Source organism: Arenicella sp. 4NH20-0111, assembly GCF_040366405.1.
GTDB lineage: Bacteria > Pseudomonadota > Gammaproteobacteria > Arenicellales > Arenicellaceae > Arenicella.
Genome location: NZ_BAABWF010000002.1, coordinates 475,051 through 496,108, shown reverse-complemented (window position 1 = coordinate 496,108; position 21,058 = coordinate 475,051). Strand labels below are relative to the sequence as shown.

Sequence of the window (21,058 nt, the reverse complement as noted above, 5' to 3'; positions counted from 1 at the left end):
TAGGTGTATAAAAAACTTCATAATGAGCGACCCCGAATTCTTTGACTGACGACTTCGAGAGTCATAACCGTGATAAAAATCACCAACAGGATTGTGGAAACATGCGAGTAATCAAATAGATCCCAACGCCCTTTTAGCTCCATGCCGATGCCACCGGCCCCAACCATGCCTAAGATGGTGGCGGTGCGAATATTACGTTCAAAAATGTATTGGACATAAGCCACATAGGCGGGAAAGACTTGAGGAAATACGGCAAAGCGAAGCACCTTAAGCGACCCTGCGCCGGACGCTTTGAGCGCGGCTTGTGGCCCTTCAGGCGCGTTCTCGATTTCGTCTGAGAAAAACTTGCCCAGTACTCCGCTGGTATGCATTGCTAATGCAAAAATTCCGGCAATCGGGCCAAAGCCGTACATCAACACGAAGAAAAGCGCGATGATCAACTCAGGCATAGCTCGGTGAAACCCTAAAATTGTGCGTGCACCGGTATAAACCAATTTGTTAGGGGTGTAATTTTTTGCGCCTAGCACGCCTAATGGTATGGATATGGCGACCGATAGAACCGTGCCCCAGAAACCCATTTCAATGCTTTCCCACATTTTCGCCAACACTTTAAGTAGATAGCCAATGGGGTTTACTAAATACTCCTTAGTTTCTGTTAAATACGTTTCCGTAAAGGCATCGTATTCACGTGTTTCTCTACTTTCGATTCGGCTAAAAAGTGGCAGAGAGTCGCGGTCAAAATTATCGATTCGAGAAACTTCAATGGAGGATTCAAAGGTAAATGGGAAAGCGTCATCAAGAAACCGACCCGCGCTATCGAGTACTTTTGAATCCGTTGCGCCCGTAAGTGCAACGATAGCTTGTCCGGTTTCAATGGCGGCTCTGTCGAGTTCGGTGTTCTTTGCAGACCAAGCAAGCGCAATAAAAACGAGTAATAGAATACCAACGAGCTTTGGAGTGATAGCCCGATGCAGTGCCCATTGAGAGTGATGCCTAGCCTCATTAGGCGACTTGCTGGAACTGATAGACGATGGGTTACTCATGCTAAGGCAACCTCTCGCTCGATTTGTGGGACGGCTTTTATAGCCGCTGGCTTATGGTCATCACTTGAACCATAGATATTAGTGAGTTCTGATTCGGAAACACGTTGAGGGGGACCATCAAACACGATTTTTCCCTCTCGCATGGCTATGATGCGATCGGCGAATTCCAGTGCGTAATCGACTTGATGAAGGCTACAAACCACGGTTGTGTTATTTTGCTTTGATGTATGCCTTAGACTCGCCAGAACACTTCGACTTACCGTCGGATCTAAGCTCGCTACTGGCTCGTCGGCTAATACAATTTCAGGTCGTGCCATAAAAGCGCGAGCAATCGCTACACGTTGTTGTTGCCCTCCGGAAAGCGCTGAAACACGACGATGCAATTGGCTCTCAGTTAGGTCAACTTCAGCCAGCAGCCGACATGCTCTTCGCTGATCGTTTTCAGGAAAGTGTTTTGCCAAAACTCGCCAAAGCGGCAAGGCGTATAGTTTCCCTGACAATACGTTATGCAGCATCGATAACCGAGGAATCAAATGCAGCTGTTGGTGGATCATGCTAATCCGCTGTTGAATCTTCTTTTGGTTGCGCGCATCGACTTGCTCATCGTTCAATACGACAGAGCCAGACGTGGGTAGAACCAAACCGTTGATTAAGCCCATCAAGGTGGACTTCCCTGCTCCTGAGGGGCCTAGCAATACACAAAACTCACCGTTAGGTATGGATACGGTAATATCGTTAACCGCTTTGGTATTGCCTGGGTATACCTTTGTAACCGATTTAAGCTGTAGCATTATTTGGCCTGTTTAGGATGATTGATTAATTGGTACGGCGCAAAGTTATAATTCGCGCCCTACCCTGATTACACGATTAATAAGCTATCGTTCGCCCGCTTTATCGACAATTTCGCGTTTCAAGTCATCAGTCACTTGTGACAGCTTCTTCAACACAGCCAACATCTTTTCTTGCGGATAATCTGCGTCATATCTATCTACTTTTTTGCCACCATAGCCACGAATTTTTTCGGCGGAGACATGTTTATGGATATTGTTAAATGCCTTGCGAAGCTTCGCTTTCAGCTCAGGTGATAGATTTTTATTCATCGCCATCGGAGGATTGGGAATAGGCTCTGACTTAGCTAGGACCTTGAATTTTGATGGGTCGATAATTCCGTTATTAACCGCTTTTTCCCATGAATTAAAGGAAGCTGCAGCGGCGTCAACACGCCCTTCTTTCAACGCGGCGATCGAGTTAGTATGGCTTCCCGCAATCACAATTTTAGAAAGATCTTTAACTGGGTCAATGTTGGCATTTATGATCATTGCCATTGGAAAATTGAACGATGACGTTGACGAAACCGAACCGACGGCGAGGCTCTTGCCTTTGAGATCAGCAAGTGTGTTTAGCTTGCTATCACGTGCCACGTAAATACCTGAGAAGTAAACCGATTCTCCCTTTTTAACATCGACTGCAAGCAATTCCGCACCACACAAATCGTTCGCTTGGCCAAACGTTACGGCACCGTACCAAGCCAGATCGGTTTGCTCTGCACACAGCCCTTTAACGACGGCCGCATAACTACTGCCTGCTTTTAATTCGAAATGGATACCAAACTCGTCAGCTATCGCATCGAACACCGGCTTATAGTCTTCGGTAACATCTGCGCCACCCGTATCAGCCGGAATCATCATGACACGTAGAGGGTCGTCTTTTGAGCCAATTGGCAGATCACCAGCTAGTGCGGGGTTTGTTATGGCCAGCGAACCGAGAGATGCACACACAGCCACAAGCGAACGTTTGATTACTTTATTGAGATACATAGGGGGCTCCAACGAAGGAAGTTAGTTGTTTAAAAATTTACAGAAAGTTGTATCCGGTCTGAGCGAAATCGGGTCACTGCGTATTCAACTGGCGTGCCAGAATTCGTATCTATATTGAGACTTTTAACCCGTAAGACAGGCATCTGCTGAGGCATGTTGAGTAACACAGCGTCGTCACCGCGCGGTTGGATAGAAGTTATGAGACTTTCAGTTCTACGTAGATCGAGTTCCAAGTTATCTTTAATAAACTTATGCAATGAACCGCGGTCGTAACGCGCTTCAACACACTCAAAATTTTTCAACGGCAGGAAGTGAGAAATAATGCAAAACGGCGCATCGTCAACTTTTCGCAGAGTTTCTAGAAAAATAATTGGGTCGCCTTCATTGAGCGTCAATTTCTTTCTGACCCCTCCCCGTGCAGGCATGACTAATTTACGCACCACTTGGTTGTCAGCGCGTTTGCCCTTAGCTTCCAACGACTCGGTAAAACGTGAATTGCTGTGCATCGAGTAATCCAATGCGCGCTCCATGATCAGTGTTCCCTTTCCGTGTCGCCTCTCTACATAGCCTTCGTGAACTAATTCATCAATGGCGCGTCGCAACGTATGTCGATTGACTGAGAAGCGCTCTGCAAGCTGTTGCTCTGAGGGCAAATAGTCCCCAGGCTGATAGATTGCATCAATCTCGTCTTTTAGAACATTAGCGATTTGCTGGAATAAGGCCTCAGCGCTATTTCGATTTACTGCGTGGAAAGTCATCTAGACGTCTCTACCAATTAAGAATGAAATAAATATAGTCCTCCTTAATGACAAGCTAGATACAACTCAGTGACGGCTTGGTTACATTATTACGACAGTTCGATGACAGTCAGTAGTAGTGAACTAGGTTATTTCGGGGGCTCGAACATCCTGTGGCGAGCTAACAAAAGGCAGCATTAGATAGTTACTGTTTGAGCTAATACTGTATAGAGTGTCGACGTTACAAATAACGCGAATGCCAAATGGTCTTAATCTCAATTGCGGACAAAATAATTAGTACTTTAGTTGCAAAAAATCAAAACTGGATTGTTGACCTTATCTAGGATGAAAACTTAGTACTTTGGTTGTACGTACAGCCAATCGAATTTTACATAACGCCCTCTTATATACATTGACGCAAATCGATTTACTTCATCAACTTAGACTGTACTAGAGATTGACCATACAGACCTCCGCGCCGGTCGATATAGCTTGCTAGCGCTAGGACGCGCACGTTAATAATGCCTCGTCCATGACGATCAACCGGATTTAATGATTAGCAAAGACCACCGTCGCTATTACATAGCCTGCTCTTATGTGTAGAGGTCTGGCAATTCGCAAACTCAACGGCTCAATTGATGAGAAATTTAACCATCGCTATACTGATGATTCTTTGGATACCTAGTTTTTCGGTCCCAAAGCACATTATCAACCCACCAAAATCAGGTTTTCTTTATTTTCAAGAAACCAAAAAATACATTCAAATGCCGCTACTCAATACAATTTCAACCATTTACGCCACCAACGGACCCACGATACAAGTGGCACTTACGATTGCACAGCTATCAATGGTTAATGGAGAAGCAACTTTTGAAATGGCTTTGTACAATGGACCTGTTGGAGCGACCAACGTTGTACAAAAAACGCAGGTAAGCTTGCAACAAGGCGCTCTCTCTACTGTGTCGCTGGAGGGTAAAGGTGTTTCCGCCAATGGCAATTTGACCACAAAACCAAGTGGGCTAGTCATGTTCAATGCCGAAATTTCTCAGTTGGCTGAAAAAATGCACGTGAGTTTTGTGAAACCGATTGGGTGTTGCAACAATTCGAACTCCAGTGACAAGGCACTCTGTTCTTTTGAAGGCAGAGTCGAAAATTGGAGTCCTCCCTCATCGCTAACCTTTAACATAAATACCAACGCCTTTCTGGAAGGCTATCCCGCGCCAGGATTTGGCGGTGCCACGGTTTTGTTCACTCTTGGAGACACGTTCAACCAGTTTAGTGTAGGCTCTTCGCTAGGTGTGGTGCCCGTGAAAATGCAGTCGGATGGCATTCAAGCTCTTGGAGATTTAGTGGTAGACAATACTAGTCTACGTTTTACTGGGCAAGTTGTTAAAAAAGGCTTCATTAACATTGGTTTTGAGAACGCATTTATTGTTGGTTGGGTTGATGATTATTGAAGATACAAACCATTTTTTTCGTGTAGTTCTCTTTCCATGCCTACTAAGAACACTCTGTGTTTGAAGGTGATTTTATACTAAGTAGGTGGCTCTTTAAATGAGCGCGTTATGCTGTAAAAGAAAAACCACGTTAATCGAGGAATTCTAGTTTACCCTGAGAAAAAAGGTGTAGAAACAGATTCATTGAATCTTTAATTTTCAGGCTTCTACTTCAATAAACGGTGACAACTGGAATTTTTGCAGACCTGATTTCATGCTTAGGAAAGCGCCCTTCCATGACGTTTGAAGTTACGACGAAGACCTACTAAAACGGTATCATCGAGCCGTTCTTTTTATATATGGAAATCACTGTGAATATTAAGCACCTTATTATCACCCTAGTCATTCTCTTTTCTTGCGTAGTTCATGCCGGTGGCGAAGATGGAACAACGAATGTTCAGCCAGATGATGGTTACTTGTTAATGAAAAGCTACCTAGAAAGTGAGTTGACGGAATATAAAAATTTTGACGACTTTTATACTGTTATGCTACACCTCAATCTTCCAAATTTGAATACGTCAGACCCGTATCTTATTGAGGCGCAATTGGACTTTTCTAATCCGCAATCATTGTCTAAATATAGGGCCTTAATGGATCGAAAAAATGAGGAGTACGTTCACAATGCAAAGTACGCCCCTAAAAGCGCTGCTGAACTGAGTGCCGAACGGAATAAAAGGGATATTAAGGACAAAGTAACTGCAGAATTCAAGAAAGAGGGCTACTTCGATTTTTTAAAGGAGGCATTAGATTCAGACCCCACGAAGATGGTAAGAATCTGCATAAATGCTGATTATGTGGCTGTTGGACTAAGAAATAACCAACTCAGCTACCGTGAATTTAGAGCCAAAGTAAATGATTCGATTTCACTGGCCATAGCTAAGCTACGAGAACAAACTTATTCAGATCTAGAGTTTAGAAAACGGCCTGTTATACCTGATTGTGACGCAACGCTAAAAGTGAGTATGGAGGCTCTTGAGAGATTGAACAAAGATCCATTAATTGGTTCTTTTGGGAACCCTGAAAGGGTTAGAGAATTAACGCTCACTTATAAAAACTCACCCTGAAACAGAAGTTGTCGTTATTCAGTAAGCAATCCAAGGTGTTCTCTATGTTGCGGAATGAATTAGTGCTTTTGTTGGAACTGGAAATCACACTACTGGGTAAAATCAAAAACTTATGGATAAGGGTATTTTAGTACTTTAGCTGTACGTCCAATTCAGTTTACACTGTGCGTATTGGGCTGTGGATATTCTCAGTTTACGTTTCTCAATTTGCTAACCGCTGAGTTTGAATTTCGTTATCGACCGTGGAGTAACAATAAAAATGTTGTTTGAAAAAAGTAGAAATTACACGCATACGCAGCCAAAAATTTCTATGCGTTTATGTAGAGCACTGCCTCTTTTGATGTTGCTAACCTCCTGCACTACAACACACATCCCAGGGCTTGACCAAATTCTGTTCCCCAACAGTTCAGCAAAGGTCGGGCCGTTAGTAACTGCTGATGAACAATATCCCGTAAGCGATGAAACAACCACCCCCGTCCCAGACGATGAATTGCTCGTTGAGCCAATAAGTGACTCTCCAGAGGCGTTGAAGAATGATGACTCTGTGCAAGCATCACGCTCGAAAGCAAAGCCAGAATCCGTAACTCAAGTTGCCGTTCCAGAAGTAGCTCCCACGCCTATGTTAGATGGCGATGATATTAATGCGCCGATCGAAAACGGAGAACCTCAAAAGCTTCTCGAACGCAAATCTCAACAGCAAGCTCCAACCGCGATGCCGAAAGAGACAGAGCCGATGGAAACAAAGATCTACGGCGGTGCGGTATCTGGTCAAGTTGTTCTGATTGCTGAGGGTGGGAAAGCGCTTGCCGCAGGGGGGACGCTGATCACACTGACGCCGACAAGCTCCAACGGTGACAGCCAGAGTGGCTCATCTAAGACGCATGTCATCGACATGGAAGATAAGGAATATAAACCACGGTACTCGACAATCAACGCGGGCGATCAAATAGTGTTCGTGAATAAGGATAATATCCGGCACAACGTTTTTTCATCGTCTGGCAACAACGCCTTTGATCTGGGCACCTATGGTGCTGGTTTAAAGCGGGCTGTTACCTTAAAGGAATCGGGAGTTGTGAAAATCTACTGCAATATCCACGCGGACATGGCGACATTTGTGGCGGTTGGTAATCAAGGGCTGAGTGCTGAAACCGATGATCAAGGTCGCTATCAGATCAGCCAAATACCACCAGGTACCTACGACATGAGCATTTGGAATATTCGCGGCGAAACCAAGCGAACGGTTGAAATGCGAGCCAATGAAACCCTTAAGTTAGTCGATCAAATCGACACAAATGCGTTCAAAATCGAGACGCACAAAAATAAGTTTGGCGGTAACTATTCGAAGAATGCGACCTTGTTTGAGGACGAGTTTTACTAGGGAGACCCTAATGTCGAAATCCAAAATTCGCTTCGGTATTCGCGAAAAGCTGTTCTTTCTTATTCTGGTTGCGTTTGGTGCGCTGATTCTCACTACCTTTTGGCAGATTGGTGTTCAAGCGCGACAAGTGTCGGCTGAAACCATAGGCCAATCGTTACAACAATCGAGCACGGTTTTGGATACCAAAATCGAAAGTCGATTCAATTCGATCAGTGAGGTTGCCAGAAGTGTTGCAAAAGACAGCCGAATATTGCCGCTAGTGTATGAAAGTGAAGTATTAACACTGCAAGATCAAAGTCAGGAGTTTCAAAACCAACTCGACTTTGACATTCTCTTTTTTACAGACGGAGCGGGGAATGTTTTAGCCCGCTCAGACCGGCCTCAGGCCATTGGCCAAAACATGGCTGGCAAAACGCCCTTTTTCGATGATGCGCTCGCAGGTAAGTCTGGGCGGGGGTATTTTTTAAGCCAAGGCAGACTTATGCAAATCGTTACCGAGCCCATTTTCGACAACGTGGCCACCGATGTTGTCCGAGGCACAGTAGCGCTCGCCTATGAATTCAGTGGCGATATGGCCAATGAAATTGTATCTCTGACCTTTAGTGACATTGGTTTTTTCAGTTTTAGTCGTGATGAGAGCCGAAAGGTAAATGGCGTCAACAGCATCTACGTCACCGATGATCAGCTTAAGGGCTCGTTAAACGATTATTTTCAACAGTCTGAGGCAAGCTGGCAGCCGATGTTTGATGCTAAATCGACGGTGCAAAACTTCCAGACGACACTCAATAATCAGGAGTATTTTGCCGTTGCCAGGCGTGTTGGTAATGAAGGCAGCGATCCATTAGGCTTTGTGATGGTCTTACGTTCAAGTGCCGATCTATTGGCGCCTTTTACGCGCATTCAGAACACAGTGTTGGTCATTGGCGGGCTTTGCCTTATCGTCGCCTTTATTCTCGCCGGATTTGTGTCGTTTCGAATCAGCCGTCCGATTGTCGAATTAGTCGCAGTCACTGGTGATATTCAAGATGGAAAATTTCCTGAAAAAAGCACAGCGCCAACAACTCGCGACGAGATCGGAATGCTGTATCGAGCCGTCGTGGAGATGGGCAATACCTTAAAAGAAAAGGCTGAACTGGAAAATTATTTGGCACAAATGTCTAACGAATTGAGCCTTGATAGCGCCCTCTCAAATGGAGCTCTAAGTGCAGACCCCAGCTTGATTAATAATTCTGATCAAGGCCACGCACAACATGCTGATGCAACTCTGGTAACAAAAAACACAGACAGCAGCCGTGTTCAGACCGCTACCGAGTCACCGATTGCTGCAGGCACGTTAATCGGTGACCGTTATGAAGTGCTCGAGCTTATTGGACAAGGGGCTATGGGGCTGGTGTTTTTAGTCCAGGATCGAGATCTAGATGAGAAAGCAGCACTGAAATTGCTACCCCGTGATCTTTTTAACAATAACGATTCGGTCAGTATCAAAGAAGAGATTCGTCTGGCGCGACGCATCACGCATCGAAATATACTCAGAACCTATGACATGGGTAACTGGGACATCTACACCTATATCAGCATGGAATACGTGGCCGGATACGACCTAGATATTCTGCTCAAAAAGAGAGGCGTCCAAGACCGCTATATCGCGTTATTAATGGGTAGACAGATTTGTTCAGCGATGAACGCAGCGCATGAAGAAGGTGTGATTCATTTGGATCTCAAACCTGGAAATATGATGATCAACCAGCAAGGTATTTTAAAAATAATGGATTTTGGACTTGCGCGTAGTGTCGCCAATCAAGACAGTCAACGTGTTTCAAAAAACAGCACGCAATTAATGGGCACTCCTCGTTATATGGCGCCGGAACAGTTTCTTAACGAAGAGATTGATCACCGTACTGACATCTATTCTATCGGTATAATTTTGTACACTCTATTGACTGGCTCACCGCCATTCAGCCACAAAGATTATATGAAGCTAGCTGAGATGCACGTGCACGAAGATCTGCCCAAAATAGTTGGCGTGGATGGTGTTGTTACCGGGCCGTTGGAGCAGATCATTCGAAGAGCCACAAAAAAAGACCCTGCCGATCGATATCAAAGCGTGAGGGAAATGCTAGAGCAATTGGGCAAGGTATAACCCGGAGAGCGCTGGTTTATCGAACTTTAACGTTAGCGTCAGGCTCGATAAGCCGGTGCGTTTTTGAAAACAAGTAAATCAAACAGAGGTAAAGCGTCTACCGTTTGTAGCTTTGTTGCCAACGTAGAGTGACTAAAAACTCCCTTTGGTCTTTCCAGCCACCGGCTGTCAGTACTTCATTATCTGCGTATTCAACTATCACACGAAAATTATCAGATAGGTCAATATTAACGGCGTAGTCAACTTTACGCCAATCCCATTGAAAACTCGGCGTTGGAAATCTTTGGGGGCTTGAAAAATCATTATTTAGTCGTGAATAACGCACTACGGGGGTAATGGTAATCGGCAAATCGAGCACATAACTGAGTTCAATTTCAAAGCCGTCACGGTCTAGACCTGCGAGGTCCTGTTTAACATACTGAGAAAAAAGTGAAAAATCGCCCGAGTTATACCAAACGTTAAGGCCGCTTTCAGTTTTTTCATTACCCGAAAAGGGTAGCCTAACGCCTTCAGCGCCGGGCACTTCGCTTAAATCAAACAGATCAAGGTCACCGCCCAAAAAGGTTCCCTTCAATTCTCGTGTCTTAGAAAGATCTCGTTGATAGTGGAAAGCGAGCACGTCAATTTTTTGGTTCTGATTGATCGAGTTCCAGCGATAACCGAGGCCCACGCCAAGCTCTGGGTCACTGGACAGATCGAAATCCTCAATTTCGGCATCGTATAACGTCGCAATGCCGCTGTTTAACGTTGAATATGTATTTGGACCTGTCAATGCTTGAAAGTCTTGACTACCATTGTTGCCAGCCAAGGCATTCACATCACGTGTGAAAACAGGGTTACCCGTTGTATAGCTCAGCCTGCCATAAAACCCAGAAGATAAATCAAAACCCGTTTCCACCCCGCTGTCTTCAAAGCGATTAAATACGGTTGAGACCACGCCGTAACTCTCTGTTCGACGTTCCCGTTGTTGTTCAAATTTCTTAAACTTTCCAAGCTGCGCATAAACACTATTTTTAGAAGGAATTTTGGTGGCGCTGAAGCGGTCACCATAGCGCAAGAAAAAGGCGTCTATGTCAATTTTGTTATCGGTGGAGGTTGGGTTGCGATCGTATAAATCAATCGCATCAACTTTGAAATTTAGCTGCAATGACTCAGAAAATTGCCATTTACCCGCCACGCTGATGAGGGACACTTCGGCATGTTCACCTTCTTCAACGGTTTCGATGAAAGAGCTTGAATCTCCCCCAATAGAAGACAGAAATGAAATTGGAGATTGGGCTCGAAATCTAACTTGTTCGCTGTCTCGATAGTTGGCTTTTACTTCGAAGCGCATATCCAGCACCTGACCCAAGGCTGGCATAGTAAGGGGGCCCGCAAGCAGCAACAATGAGGTTTTTAATGCGAGTTGTGTGTAAGGCTGAATCGCCCTGACGATTGTGTTTGTGTATATTGGCATCAATGCTGGCCCCAGAAGATAAGTGCTTCGAGTCTCTGTATTGAAAAATCAGTTAGTCGCATGGATTAGAAGCAAGCTAAAACTGATAAGTTCAATTTTTCATCATTTTTTAAATAGGTTAACACATGCCTTGAAACAACGTGAAAGAAAGCTTTGCTTGGCCACGTAACTCGCCGTAACTGCAGTGACATTGTCACTTCTATCTGCTTTCGAATCTCTTGCTTTTTCGGTCCACTTTTTCAACGTTTCCTTGGCGAATGTAGTCTCATTCAGCTCGGCGACAACTTGATCCATATCTATTTGTCCCCAAAGACCGTCACTGCACAATAGCAGTGTGTCGCCCTCTCTGGCCACGCTACTCGATACTTCCGGAGCAACATCAGGTAATGCGCCCAGACACATATAGAGTTCATTCGGTGAAGCATTGGAAGCGATTTCGGCCCCCTGATGCGCTTGCTGCTTTCGAAGCTCTCCGACTGAATGGTCGGTTGTTTGAAAGACCACCTGGCGATCTCTGATTAAATAAAAACGACTATCGCCAATATGCCCCCAAAACAATTCATCCTCTTTTATAAAAACCATCACCAGTGTGGTGCATGCCATGTCATCACCGCCAACCGCTAACACGCGCTCGTTACACTCGATGATCAGCTTGTCTAGAAAGCTCGCGGGATCCTTGTTGGGCCACAATAAAGCCAAATTTTCACAAATACAATTGATGGCGGTTGTTGCTGCAAGCGCCCCCATTTTATGACCGCCAGCGCCATCTGCAACGGCCAATAAATGACTGTTGCCATCATCACTGCTTACAATCAAATACCGATCTTGTTGTTCGTCGCGGCCGCCGATCTCGGAATCGGCTGCGGTGGTCCAAGGCACAACGATTAACTCGTTTTGATGAGTCTATTAAAGAACTTGAATTTCATACCACGAACAATGAATTCGGACCCATCAGTAAGTACCGTAGGGTCCGAGATTTGCTGATTCTGATAAAAGACATTGCCTCTCTTGCCAGGCATCAATTCGTAGGTGCCGCTTTGTTGTTCAATCGTGGCGGCTATTGCAGGAGCAAACCAGCCAGTGATCTTAATGTCAGCGTCTTTGGATTTGCCAATTATGACTCGAGGTTTTTTAATCAACGACTTTCGCGCGGTGTCCGACTGGTCATGGTAAGTCAGAAAACACTCCTTGGTTTTTTTTCGCAGATCATCTAACTGTTTTTCGTCCGTGATATTAAAAAACTTGGTTTTATCTTCGTCAAGATCTGATGCGGCTTTGTCCTCTTGTTCGTTTGTCACCCCAAGGCCCGGCTTTGCCATAAACTTGATTACAAAGTTATGAATCTGAATTTCATCCCAATACTTTAGCGCCGCCTTATCCACCTTTTCATTGTTCAGGAAAACGCCGTTTTGGCTCCCCAGATCGACAATGAAATACTCTCCATTTTGGTATTCGATTGCAGCGTGTTGCCTGGAAATTCCTTCTTCAGCAAGTACAAGAACATTGTCCTCTGTTCTGCCAATCGTGACTCGGTCCTCACCCAGCTCAAATTGTTTTTTCAATTCACTGCCAAGGTACACTCTGATGTAACCCATAGAAATTAGCCCCGCATGCTTTCTGTACTAGTTAGTCGTCTAGTTAGTCTACTTTAAAGCAGGATTGGTTCACTATTCTTTTTTTAAATTTCTCTCTGAGATGGGAAAAACGTATCGGAGTGATCAAAAAAGATAACAAGGACGTCTGTCCTAGCCTTTTACCCTACATAACACCCTCTTATATACATGACGCAAATCGATTTACTTCATCAATTTAGACTGTACTAGAGATTGACGATGCATCTCGAAATATATTGAGCTCGCTAATGATATTGAATTCTTCACTTTCGTACACTGTTTATCCAAATCTATCTCTTTAGACTTTTGTTCGAAGCCTTCGCTCTCAATTGCATCAACATGCCAACTTTCCCTGCCTTGCCATGCGCTACTACTTCCTCTTGGCCAAGTAAGCACTTCGTTTGGCATTTCCAGTCCAAGATAGTCAAAGTAAGTGCTAATTACACTTGATTGCTGTCTCAAAAGAGTCTCTGCATCGATGATGAATGGAGTTTCGCCGGTATTCTTCTTTATGCGGTTTAATAGAGCAAGCTGCCCGTGGAAGCCAGTCTGGTCTTCAGTGTACTCGGCTCTCATTTTATAGAGAGACGGAATCGAGTACTTAGGGTCGCGAATTAGAAATACATGTCGAGTTTGATCTATGAACTCGTCGGTGATGAAGTCATTAGCATGATATGCCATTTCTTTTACGAACACATGGCGACTCAATCTACGCTGAATAAGCTTTTCACAGTACTTTCGTACTCTTTGACCTACTTGAATGTGCTTTTCTTGTGAAATTAGGCTTTGTTTGTATAGGTTTAAAAATGGCTCGCTAATCACGTCGAACCCGCCCGCGTGCAGCATCATTTTTTCAAAAGCTGTCGAGACGGATCTAGGCACGCACCACAAAAATGTCAACATTGGGCTAATCGATGAATTGAATAATTATCTATAATAATACTTGTAATTCGGAGTCTGGATACACAGATCTTGAGAAGCTTTTGATGCTTTTAAATTCACCGAGATTCAAAGAGATCCAGGGTCTTTGTCTATTCTGCTTTGCTCTGCTCCAAAATACCCTTGTATGAGTATTGATCAGACACATTTATATGACCGAATTTGCCAGTATTCGATGTATTATTGCGAAAACGAGTGACACAGCCAAATTCGGACATTGAAATGCGTATAGCCGTCTTATCCAGAAACCCCAATCTCTATTCTACTAAACGCTTGGTTGAAGCAGGCCAAGCTCGCGGACATCAAGTTGATATTATTGACACGATGCTGTGTTACATGGATATCACCAAGAGTCGACCGGTTGTTCGATATGAAGGTGCAGAGCTTCCATACTACGACGCCGTAATTCCAAGAATTGGCGCGTCTGTAACGTTTTACGGCACGTCTGTAGTACGTCAATTCGAGATGATGGGTACGTTTTCAGTTAACGAGTCTGTCGCTATTAGTCGTTCACGAGACAAGCTTCGCTCCTTGCAGCTACTAGCCAGAAAAGGTGTAGGCTTGCCTCGAACTGGCTTTGCGAGTAAATCAACGAATACGAAAGATTTAATTAAGACAGTCGGTGGCGCTCCGCTCGTGATCAAGCTTCTTGAAGGGACCCAAGGAATCGGCGTAGTGCTTGCGGAAAACGATAAATCGGCAGAAAGTATTATCCAAGCTTTTATGGGGCTAAAAGCGAACATTTTAGTACAGGAATTCATTGAAGAAGCTGGGGGCGCAGACATTCGTTGCTTCGTCGTTGGCGATAAAGTTGTCGCGGCAATGAAACGTCAAGGGGCCGAAGGTGAATTTCGATCAAACTTACATCGAGGTGGCTCGGCAACGTTAGTCAAGTTATCGAAGGAAGAACGCGCTACCGCTGTCACGGCGGCTAAAGTTATGGGGTTAGGCATGTGTGGAGTCGACCTTTTACAATCAAACAGTGGCCCAGTTGTGATGGAAGTGAATTCTACACCCGGCTTAGAAGGCATTGAAAACGCCACAGGAAAAGACGTAGCTGGGTTGGTATTTGCGCACATCGAAAAAAATGCAAAACCTTTTAGAACAAAGACTCGAGGTAAAGGTTAAGCCATGAAGAGTATTGTTATTGGCGGGCATGAAATAAAGCCTGGCACCGCTCAGCAAATAGACATGCCAATGGTGCGCTTATATACCGATACCGATATCAGTATGCCTATTCATGTTATTCGTGCAAAAAAAGAAGGCCCTACCGTATTTGTTTCAGCAGCCGTGCATGGCGACGAAATTAATGGCATTGAAATCATTCGAAGACTTATTCAACTCAAATCATTTCGCTTGACATCAGGCACCTTGATATTAGTGCCTATTGTCAATATCTACGGTGTACTAAATCAAAGTCGGTATATGCCTGATAGGCGTGATTTAAATAGATCATTTCCGGGCTCTTCAAAAGGCTCTCTTGCTGGTCGTGTAGCCGATAAGTTCTTGAGCGAAATAGTCCAGCACTGTGAATATGGCATCGACTTACATACAGGAGCCATTCACCGGTCTAATCTGCCGCAAATAAGAGCCGATCTTAATTGTAGTGAAACTAAAGAACTTGCCGAAGTATTTGGTGTGCCAGTGTTATTGAATGCGAACTTAAGGGATGGTTCATTACGTCAGTCAGCTGTTGAATCTGAAACAAAAATCTTACTTTATGAAGCAGGTCAAGCCCTTCGCTTTGACGAGCTTTCTATTCGCGCAGGCTTGCGCGGTATATTGCAAGTGTTGTGTCACCTAGGTATGGCCAAGCGTAAAGGCACTAAGCCTAAGTCACAGCCGTTTATCGCTAACGCTAGTTCATGGGTCAGAGCAAGTACCAGTGGCATTGTTACCAATTTGAAGAATCTTGGAGACCATGTTGAGAAAGGTGATGCATTGGCAAAGATCGGCAGCCCATTTGGTGAAGTATTCGAAACCTTGGCTGCCAGCCGCGCAGGTATAATTATCGGCAAACAAAATATACCCTTAGTACAAGAAGGTGATGCTATGTTTCATGTTGCGTTTTTCAGCGAAGAGGAAACCGATATAGTCGATAACATCCAGACGATGTCAGAGTCTCTACTTCCCGATTCTATCCAAGATCACTCTTCAGAGCACATCGCTAAAACACTATGAGTATCGAAACACAAAAGCTTATTGTAGGCAGTCTAGAAACCTGTGATCTCCCCGAGCTAGGTATATTCGGCCTAGAGATTCGCGTGGACACAGGTGCTAAGACCTCTTCTCTACACGTAGATAATCTAAGTAAATTTCAGAAAGATGGTCGCCCTTGGTTGAAGTTTGATATTCACCCAGATGCCTATCAAACTAAAAAAGTAATTACTTGTGAAACTATTTTGCATGATTTGCGTAGGGTTAAATCATCCAATGGTGAATCAGAACAGCGCTATGTTATACAAACAACGTTGAAGCTTGGGTCAGACCAATGGCCAATTCAAATTACACTGACCGACCGCTCAGACATGAGTTATTTGATGTTATTAGGCCGCGAAGGTATGGGAGATCGCTTATTAGTTGATCCGTCTACGACATTTCTATTAAGCAATTAATCTAATGCAGATTGAGCAAAGTTTAAATCGAACGCCTGTTATTTATGGCCTCATCACTCACAATCATCCGATTGTTCTTTTTGATTCTAAAGTCGGCACTAAAAAGTGCTGACGATACGAAAATGCCCAGGGTCACTATCGACTGGGGAGAAATTGAAGAGACGATAATCCACCGATCATGTTCACCGTTGATAAAAATCCCATTTATTTAACGTTATAAATTAATCGGGTATGAAACGAACTATACTAGAATGCTGACAAATATTATTCTGCGTGCTCATCCAACACAACAAATTTAGCGTCAGGTAGTGAGTTAAATCGTGTTTTGGTGGCCGCGGTGTACGCTCCCATTTGTAAACCGATCACTAAGTCCCCTATTTCCAATTCTGGCAGCTGAATGTTTTCGGCGATAACATCAATACTGTCGCAGGTTGGACCCGCTAAGATGCACGCGTGAGTAAGACCTGTTTTAAAGACCTGCAAGGGATAAATCGTGTGGTCATAAATTTGCCCTGAATACGACCCATAAACCCCGTCGTCTAGGTAATACCAGAACAAACCACCGCGTTTTGATTTACCCGTTATGGTGGTAATGCTATCGACCGCAGGTGCAATCAAGTATCGACCCGGTTCTGCCAGTAAATGCCAGTCCGCGGGGAGTTTGTTTAACTCTTGTCTAATTGGCGCACAGAAGGCATCAATATCTAGCCCTTGTAAAAGATAGTCTGCAGGAAACCCGCCGCCAATATCCAAAGAACTCATTGGCGTTTTAGCCGTTGCATTAATGCTGTGCATTAATGCCGCGCAATCGCGTATGGCTTGTGCGTGCTTATGCGCATTAGCGCATTGTGAGCCAACATGAAACGACAAACCTTTGACATGAATACCTAAGGATTCTGCTTCACTGACCAATTGCTGGACTTCATTGGGCTCGCAACCGAATTTGCGCGACAGATCAACGACGGCCGATTCGCTTCTAAAGCTAACCCGTAACAGAACACCAACACGACTTCTGTAGGCCGTGAGTTTCTTCAATTCGTAAACGTTATCCACCACAAATGTGGTGGCTCCGAATCGTAGAGCGTCACGAATTTCACTGTCCTTTTTGATTGGGTGCGTGTGTATTGTTCGTCTGCCTGAAATCCGATGTTTTAATAACAGGTCCATCTCGCCGGCTGAGGCCACGTCAAAGCCGCCACCCAGCGCATCGATGGTTTTAACAATATTCGAGTTTGGGTGGGCCTTTACCGCGTAATATAAATCCACGTTTGGTAAGGCACTTTGCAAGGACTTAAACTGCTTTTCAAGCACCGATGGCCGATACACCAAACAAGGAGAACCATGTTTTTCAACGACAGACTGATAGTCGCGCTTATTCGGATCATCCCCACTCAATAAAATAGTTCGCTGCTCTGTATTCATTTTAGACCGTCAACCTTCGGCGTCGTTTAGCGCGTTCACAATATATTGTGGTAACGCAAAACTCGATTGGTGAATAGCTGGGTTGTAATATCGCGTGGGTATGTCTAAATGATTCCAGCGGCTCTCAATAACACTTACGTCAGTACTGCGCGCCAAAGGGTTATCAGTGCCCCAGGCAAACGTCATGAATCCCCCATAATAGGTAGGAACCGGCGCGCAATAGAACGTCATGTCGCTAAAATTTTCGCCCATGCGTTGATACGTGGTTTGTACTTCGTCTTTTTGAAAGAACGGAACTCCATTTTGGGTTACCAATATGCCATTAAGGTTAAGACAACGCTTGGCGTGTGCGTAGAAACTGTCGCTGAATAACACTTCTCCAGGACCAATTGGGTCAGTACTATCTGAAATAATCACATCGAACTTTTTGTCTGTGTTCTTTAGAAAATTTATGCCATCATCTATCACTAATTCTAAGCGCGGATCATCATAAGCACCGGCCGAATGATTGGGCAAATACTCAATTGACATATCAACAACAGCTTGGTCAATTTCAACTTGAGTCACACTATCGATTGGGTGTTTACAGATTTCACGTAGCATACCGCCATCGCCTCCCCCTATGATCAAAACGTGCTTAGCCTCTGTGTGGGCAATCATGGGCACATGCGCTAGCATTTCATGGTAAATAAACTCATCCGCCTCAGTGGTTTGCACGATACCGTCTAATGTCATCACCCGCCCGAGCATAGCGTTATGAAAAATCATTAAATGTTGGTGATCAGTTTTGTGTTCAAAATACAGTTTATCAATACGATATTCTTGACAAACGGCATCGTACAACGTTTCCTTAAAGTGCTTCATCGTTAGCCTCCGCCATCACAGGGATACCTACATTGGACATGGTTTGTCCGTTGAAACTTTGAGCGCCACGTAAGTGTTCATGGACGTTGACAAAATCAGGTTTAAACGCGGCTTGCAGCACGGCTATGGCTTTTTCTGGCTGTGCATCTCCGCACATAAACACGTCAAAGGCCGCAAAGTTTCGTTCGGGCCAAGTGTGCACACTGATGTGTGATTCGGCCAACACCGCCACTCCTGAGATGCCCGCATTGGGTGTAAAATGATGCAAATGGATGTGCAGCAGCGTAGCGCGAGAAACCTCCACAGCTTCACGCATGGTTTGTTCCATCAATTTAAGGTCGTCAAGATCTTGCGCACCCCAAAAGTCAATAATGATATGAGTACCAGCAAACTCTTCACCGTTGCGAACAATAAAGTGGTCGGCGTATTCTTGGTTGGCAGTACTTGATTGATCATGAGTCGGCCAATCAGCGCCAGCATTAGTGGCGTGTTCAGGTGCTAAATTAATTTCGAATTTCATCGAAAACCCTCTAAAAACGAATTGTATTGAGCTAACACGTTTCTTGAGAACTTAGCGACCACAAAAATCAAAGTCAATTTTGGTGGTTACCGTAAGTATGCAATAACGCGCGGTTAGCGAATAAGCATAAAAACCCCAGGGGCAATAAATTAAGCGCGGATTTTAAGTTTTTTTTTAATAAAAACAAGCCTCTTTTTAAAAAATATTAATTAATTTATCTCTCAATTCCAGAACTCTGCCCTAGCCTATAATTAGTCAATAAAATCATGAGTATTTGCAGGCACGGGGATGAACCAGTCGATACCAACACACACTCGATATTTTGACTGGCTGAGCAACGTTGGCAATCACGACAAAGGTCGCGAGCGACCATGGTTGCAATGATAAGAACGACTGATTTTTGCCTTCTAAAAACCAGCTCACTCAACTTTATGTAAATGCGATAGCAGTTGGTGGCTTTGCTGTTGTTGGTTTCTCTTGAAGCTCATCTGATGTTGACGATAATGTTGCATGGAGTACGTCATTCGACACTGGTCTCCAGGTGCCATAGGGCGAAGGACAAATCATTTAGTGTCCGTCGAATTCGGGCTTACTGATAGACGGAACGCGGCTCACAATTCAATGCACACGGAGAAGAATTCTGAATCTCTATGTTACGTGCGTATTCTAGTTTTACGTCCTTACACCTATCTCTTCGAACACTAGCGAATTTAACGAGGTTTTGGAGCCCCATTTTTGCCTATGAGTTGGTCTCTCAAACACGTCTCTCCTCCATCTCAAAATACTCATTAGACAACGCAACGGTACAATTGTCTTAGGCCCAAGCTTCACCAAATACTCGTGCAAAGTTTTGCCCTAGAATCTTGTCTACGCCGGCCGAAGTGACACCACGTTTACGAAGCTCTTGTTCAAATACTTGCATTTTATGTGGGCCGTTCATTCCAATCACGTACGGCGGTGGCCCCTCACCTGGCGCGGCTACGCCTGTTTCTTTTCTGATTCGGTTAATTTCATTCCATTCAGCCAGGCTTTCCTTACTGGTGTCAAAGCCCAAGATTGGGGTATCGCTTCCGATACCAACGTGATCTTCGCCGCACACCTTGATTGCGTGCATTACATGCGCCATAAACGCTTCTAATGATTGTTGATTAAGGTCGGCAGTTAAGTAACTCATCTCATAGATGCCGGTTACTCCACCAGAATCCGCCACTTTTTTTAATATGCTGTCGGATTTGTTACGCGGATGATCGTTTATTGCGTTGCAACCTGTATGCGTCATGGCGACTGGGCGCTCGGCTATTTTAACAATGTCATCGGCAGTACGTTCGTGTGCGTGGCTTAAATCTACTAACACCTTATTCATCTGCATTTGTTGTATCGCTTGACGACCTAAATTCGTTAACCCTAAGGGTTCATGCATAGACATTACCCCTGCCCCGAACGCATTAGAGTTGTTGTAGCCTGGTTGCATAATTCGAACACCTAAATCGGCGAATTCCTTTATATGTTCCAACTTTTCATCAATCATGGTGGCCGCTTCGAACGAATAAATGATACCAATCTTTCCTTGATCGTGCGCTTCGGCCAGGTCTTCCGCCGAATTAACGTGCTTGAATATTTCGGGGTTTGCTAGATAGATTTGCGGCAGAGAATCAAGAATCTCCAAGCACTGTTGATATGTTCCCGCACTTCCGCCTAAAGAAAGCTTAAACGACGATAATCCAGTGGATTTAAACTGTTGTTTTCTGGTTTTGCTTAAAGGGTCTCCCACGAATGAGGGTACGACCATATTTCCATTAATCTTGTACTTTCTCATGATGGGTCTTTCTGTTGACCCATTCGCACAGGGAATAAAAGGCGTCATGGCGGAGCATTGAATAAACTTCCTTCTACTGAGTTTCGAATAGCTTTTCTTCATGTTCTCTAGTAATTTAGTATTGAGAACACAAAAGTA

Annotated in this window: 19 protein-coding genes; 7 read left to right on the top strand and 12 right to left on the bottom strand. The window is 44.4% G+C overall.

Annotated features, from left to right (window positions below; all coding sequences use genetic code 11):
- Window positions 1-17 precede the first annotated feature (17 nt).
- The 4 genes from phnE to phnF all read right to left on the bottom strand — a co-directional run bounded on the left by phnE (window position 18) and on the right by phnF (window position 3,618).
- Entirely contained in the window at window positions 18-1,043 is a 1,026-nt protein-coding gene (gene phnE, locus ABWW54_RS06250) for a phosphonate ABC transporter, permease protein PhnE (RefSeq protein WP_353411260.1), read from the bottom strand.
- On the bottom strand, window positions 1,040-1,834 hold the full coding sequence (gene phnC / locus ABWW54_RS06245; protein WP_353411258.1) for a phosphonate ABC transporter ATP-binding protein: 795 nt from the start codon (window positions 1,832-1,834) through the stop codon (window positions 1,040-1,042). The genes phnE and phnC overlap by 4 nt, the downstream gene beginning before the upstream one ends.
- Before the next feature lie 84 nt (window positions 1,835-1,918).
- Window positions 1,919-2,860, bottom strand: coding sequence for a phosphate/phosphite/phosphonate ABC transporter substrate-binding protein (locus ABWW54_RS06240; protein ID WP_353411256.1), 942 nt, complete (start codon window positions 2,858-2,860; stop codon window positions 1,919-1,921).
- Window positions 2,861-2,889: 29 nt separating this feature from the next.
- Window positions 2,890-3,618, bottom strand: a complete 729-nt coding sequence (gene phnF, locus ABWW54_RS06235) for a phosphonate metabolism transcriptional regulator PhnF (protein WP_353411254.1) — start codon at window positions 3,616-3,618, stop codon at window positions 2,890-2,892.
- 617 nt (window positions 3,619-4,235) lie between these two features.
- Between phnF and ABWW54_RS06230 the strand changes: the two genes are divergently transcribed.
- The 4 genes from ABWW54_RS06230 (at window position 4,236) to ABWW54_RS06215 (ending at window position 9,675) form a co-directional block, all read left to right on the top strand.
- Window positions 4,236-5,054 (top strand): hypothetical protein, encoded by an 819-nt coding sequence (locus tag ABWW54_RS06230; RefSeq protein WP_353411252.1) that lies wholly within the window; start codon window positions 4,236-4,238, stop codon window positions 5,052-5,054.
- Window positions 5,055-5,404: 350 nt separating this feature from the next.
- A complete protein-coding gene (locus ABWW54_RS06225) occupies window positions 5,405-6,157 on the top strand; it encodes a hypothetical protein (protein WP_353411250.1) in 753 nt (250 codons plus the stop codon).
- Window positions 6,158-6,467: 310 nt separating this feature from the next.
- The gene (locus ABWW54_RS06220; protein ID WP_353411248.1) at window positions 6,468-7,535 is read left to right on the top strand and encodes a plastocyanin/azurin family copper-binding protein; all 1,068 of its coding nucleotides are present in this window, start codon (window positions 6,468-6,470) and stop codon (window positions 7,533-7,535) included.
- A gap of 10 nt (window positions 7,536-7,545) precedes the next feature.
- The gene (locus ABWW54_RS06215; RefSeq protein ID WP_353411246.1) at window positions 7,546-9,675 is read left to right on the top strand and encodes a protein kinase domain-containing protein; all 2,130 of its coding nucleotides are present in this window, start codon (window positions 7,546-7,548) and stop codon (window positions 9,673-9,675) included.
- 97 nt (window positions 9,676-9,772) lie between these two features.
- Here the strand turns inward: ABWW54_RS06215 and ABWW54_RS06210 are convergent, their stop codons facing one another.
- From ABWW54_RS06210 to ABWW54_RS06195, 4 genes are all read right to left on the bottom strand, one after another.
- Entirely contained in the window at window positions 9,773-11,131 is a 1,359-nt protein-coding gene (locus ABWW54_RS06210) for a hypothetical protein (RefSeq protein WP_353411244.1), read from the bottom strand.
- A 102-nt stretch (window positions 11,132-11,233) separates the two neighbouring features.
- Window positions 11,234-12,010 (bottom strand): PP2C family protein-serine/threonine phosphatase, encoded by a 777-nt coding sequence (locus ABWW54_RS06205; protein WP_353411242.1) that lies wholly within the window; start codon window positions 12,008-12,010, stop codon window positions 11,234-11,236.
- Between the two features lie 5 nt (window positions 12,011-12,015).
- The gene (locus ABWW54_RS06200) at window positions 12,016-12,726 is read right to left on the bottom strand and encodes an FHA domain-containing protein (protein ID WP_353411240.1); all 711 of its coding nucleotides are present in this window, start codon (window positions 12,724-12,726) and stop codon (window positions 12,016-12,018) included.
- A gap of 201 nt (window positions 12,727-12,927) precedes the next feature.
- The gene (locus ABWW54_RS06195) at window positions 12,928-13,647 is read right to left on the bottom strand and encodes a sulfotransferase-like domain-containing protein (RefSeq protein ID WP_353411238.1); all 720 of its coding nucleotides are present in this window, start codon (window positions 13,645-13,647) and stop codon (window positions 12,928-12,930) included.
- Between the two features lie 258 nt (window positions 13,648-13,905).
- Here ABWW54_RS06195 and rimK point away from each other — a divergent pair, with 258 nt between their 5' ends.
- From rimK to ABWW54_RS06180, 3 genes are read left to right on the top strand one after another with little or no spacing between them, the layout of a single operon-like run.
- A complete protein-coding gene (gene rimK / locus ABWW54_RS06190; protein WP_353411236.1) occupies window positions 13,906-14,811 on the top strand; it encodes a 30S ribosomal protein S6--L-glutamate ligase in 906 nt (301 codons plus the stop codon).
- A gap of 3 nt (window positions 14,812-14,814) precedes the next feature.
- Window positions 14,815-15,864: a succinylglutamate desuccinylase/aspartoacylase family protein gene (locus tag ABWW54_RS06185; RefSeq protein ID WP_353411234.1), complete on the top strand. Its 1,050-nt coding sequence runs from the start codon at window positions 14,815-14,817 to the stop codon at window positions 15,862-15,864.
- Window positions 15,861-16,298 (top strand): ATP-dependent zinc protease family protein, encoded by a 438-nt coding sequence (locus ABWW54_RS06180; RefSeq protein WP_353411233.1) that lies wholly within the window; start codon window positions 15,861-15,863, stop codon window positions 16,296-16,298. The genes ABWW54_RS06185 and ABWW54_RS06180 overlap by 4 nt, the downstream gene beginning before the upstream one ends.
- A 264-nt stretch (window positions 16,299-16,562) precedes the next feature.
- On the opposite strand, the gene ABWW54_RS06175 is transcribed toward ABWW54_RS06180, so the two are convergent.
- From ABWW54_RS06175 to ABWW54_RS06160, 4 genes are all read right to left on the bottom strand, one after another.
- Complete coding sequence (locus ABWW54_RS06175) at window positions 16,563-17,720, bottom strand: type III PLP-dependent enzyme (protein WP_353411231.1); 1,158 nt, start codon at window positions 17,718-17,720, stop codon at window positions 16,563-16,565.
- A gap of 9 nt (window positions 17,721-17,729) precedes the next feature.
- Window positions 17,730-18,584, bottom strand: coding sequence for a polyamine aminopropyltransferase (gene speE / locus ABWW54_RS06170; RefSeq protein ID WP_353411229.1), 855 nt, complete (start codon window positions 18,582-18,584; stop codon window positions 17,730-17,732).
- A complete protein-coding gene (gene speD / locus ABWW54_RS06165; protein WP_353411227.1) occupies window positions 18,571-19,104 on the bottom strand; it encodes an adenosylmethionine decarboxylase in 534 nt (177 codons plus the stop codon). Before speD ends, speE begins: the two co-directional genes overlap by 14 nt.
- Before the next feature lie 814 nt (window positions 19,105-19,918).
- Window positions 19,919-20,920: a dipeptidase gene (locus tag ABWW54_RS06160; protein ID WP_353411225.1), complete on the bottom strand. Its 1,002-nt coding sequence runs from the start codon at window positions 20,918-20,920 to the stop codon at window positions 19,919-19,921.
- Between the last annotated feature and the right edge of the window lie 138 nt (window positions 20,921-21,058).

Excerpts from the sequence above, each read along its gene's own strand:
- ABWW54_RS06240 (WP_353411256.1), bottom strand. The coding sequence starts at position 2,860 with ATGTATCTCAATAAAGTAATCAAACGTTCGCTTGTGGCTGTGTGTGCA.
- rimK (WP_353411236.1), top strand. The coding sequence starts at position 13,906 with ATGCGTATAGCCGTCTTATCCAGAAACCCCAATCTCTATTCTACTAAA.
- ABWW54_RS06195 (WP_353411238.1), bottom strand. The coding sequence starts at position 13,647 with ATGTTGACATTTTTGTGGTGCGTGCCTAGATCCGTCTCGACAGCTTTT.
- ABWW54_RS06175 (WP_353411231.1), bottom strand. The coding sequence starts at position 17,720 with ATGAATACAGAGCAGCGAACTATTTTATTGAGTGGGGATGATCCGAAT.
- ABWW54_RS06180 (WP_353411233.1), top strand. The coding sequence starts at position 15,861 with ATGAGTATCGAAACACAAAAGCTTATTGTAGGCAGTCTAGAAACCTGT.
- ABWW54_RS06215 (WP_353411246.1), top strand. The coding sequence starts at position 7,546 with ATGTCGAAATCCAAAATTCGCTTCGGTATTCGCGAAAAGCTGTTCTTT.
- phnE (WP_353411260.1), bottom strand. The coding sequence starts at position 1,043 with ATGAGTAACCCATCGTCTATCAGTTCCAGCAAGTCGCCTAATGAGGCT.
- ABWW54_RS06160 (WP_353411225.1), bottom strand. The coding sequence starts at position 20,920 with ATGAGAAAGTACAAGATTAATGGAAATATGGTCGTACCCTCATTCGTG.
- speE (WP_353411229.1), bottom strand. The coding sequence starts at position 18,584 with ATGAAGCACTTTAAGGAAACGTTGTACGATGCCGTTTGTCAAGAATAT.
- speD (WP_353411227.1), bottom strand. The coding sequence starts at position 19,104 with ATGAAATTCGAAATTAATTTAGCACCTGAACACGCCACTAATGCTGGC.
- ABWW54_RS06185 (WP_353411234.1), top strand. The coding sequence starts at position 14,815 with ATGAAGAGTATTGTTATTGGCGGGCATGAAATAAAGCCTGGCACCGCT.
- ABWW54_RS06230 (WP_353411252.1), top strand. The coding sequence starts at position 4,236 with ATGAGAAATTTAACCATCGCTATACTGATGATTCTTTGGATACCTAGT.
- ABWW54_RS06210 (WP_353411244.1), bottom strand. The coding sequence starts at position 11,131 with ATGCCAATATACACAAACACAATCGTCAGGGCGATTCAGCCTTACACA.
- ABWW54_RS06220 (WP_353411248.1), top strand. The coding sequence starts at position 6,468 with ATGCGTTTATGTAGAGCACTGCCTCTTTTGATGTTGCTAACCTCCTGC.
- phnF (WP_353411254.1), bottom strand. The coding sequence starts at position 3,618 with ATGACTTTCCACGCAGTAAATCGAAATAGCGCTGAGGCCTTATTCCAG.
- ABWW54_RS06200 (WP_353411240.1), bottom strand. The coding sequence starts at position 12,726 with ATGGGTTACATCAGAGTGTACCTTGGCAGTGAATTGAAAAAACAATTT.
- phnC (WP_353411258.1), bottom strand. The coding sequence starts at position 1,834 with ATGCTACAGCTTAAATCGGTTACAAAGGTATACCCAGGCAATACCAAA.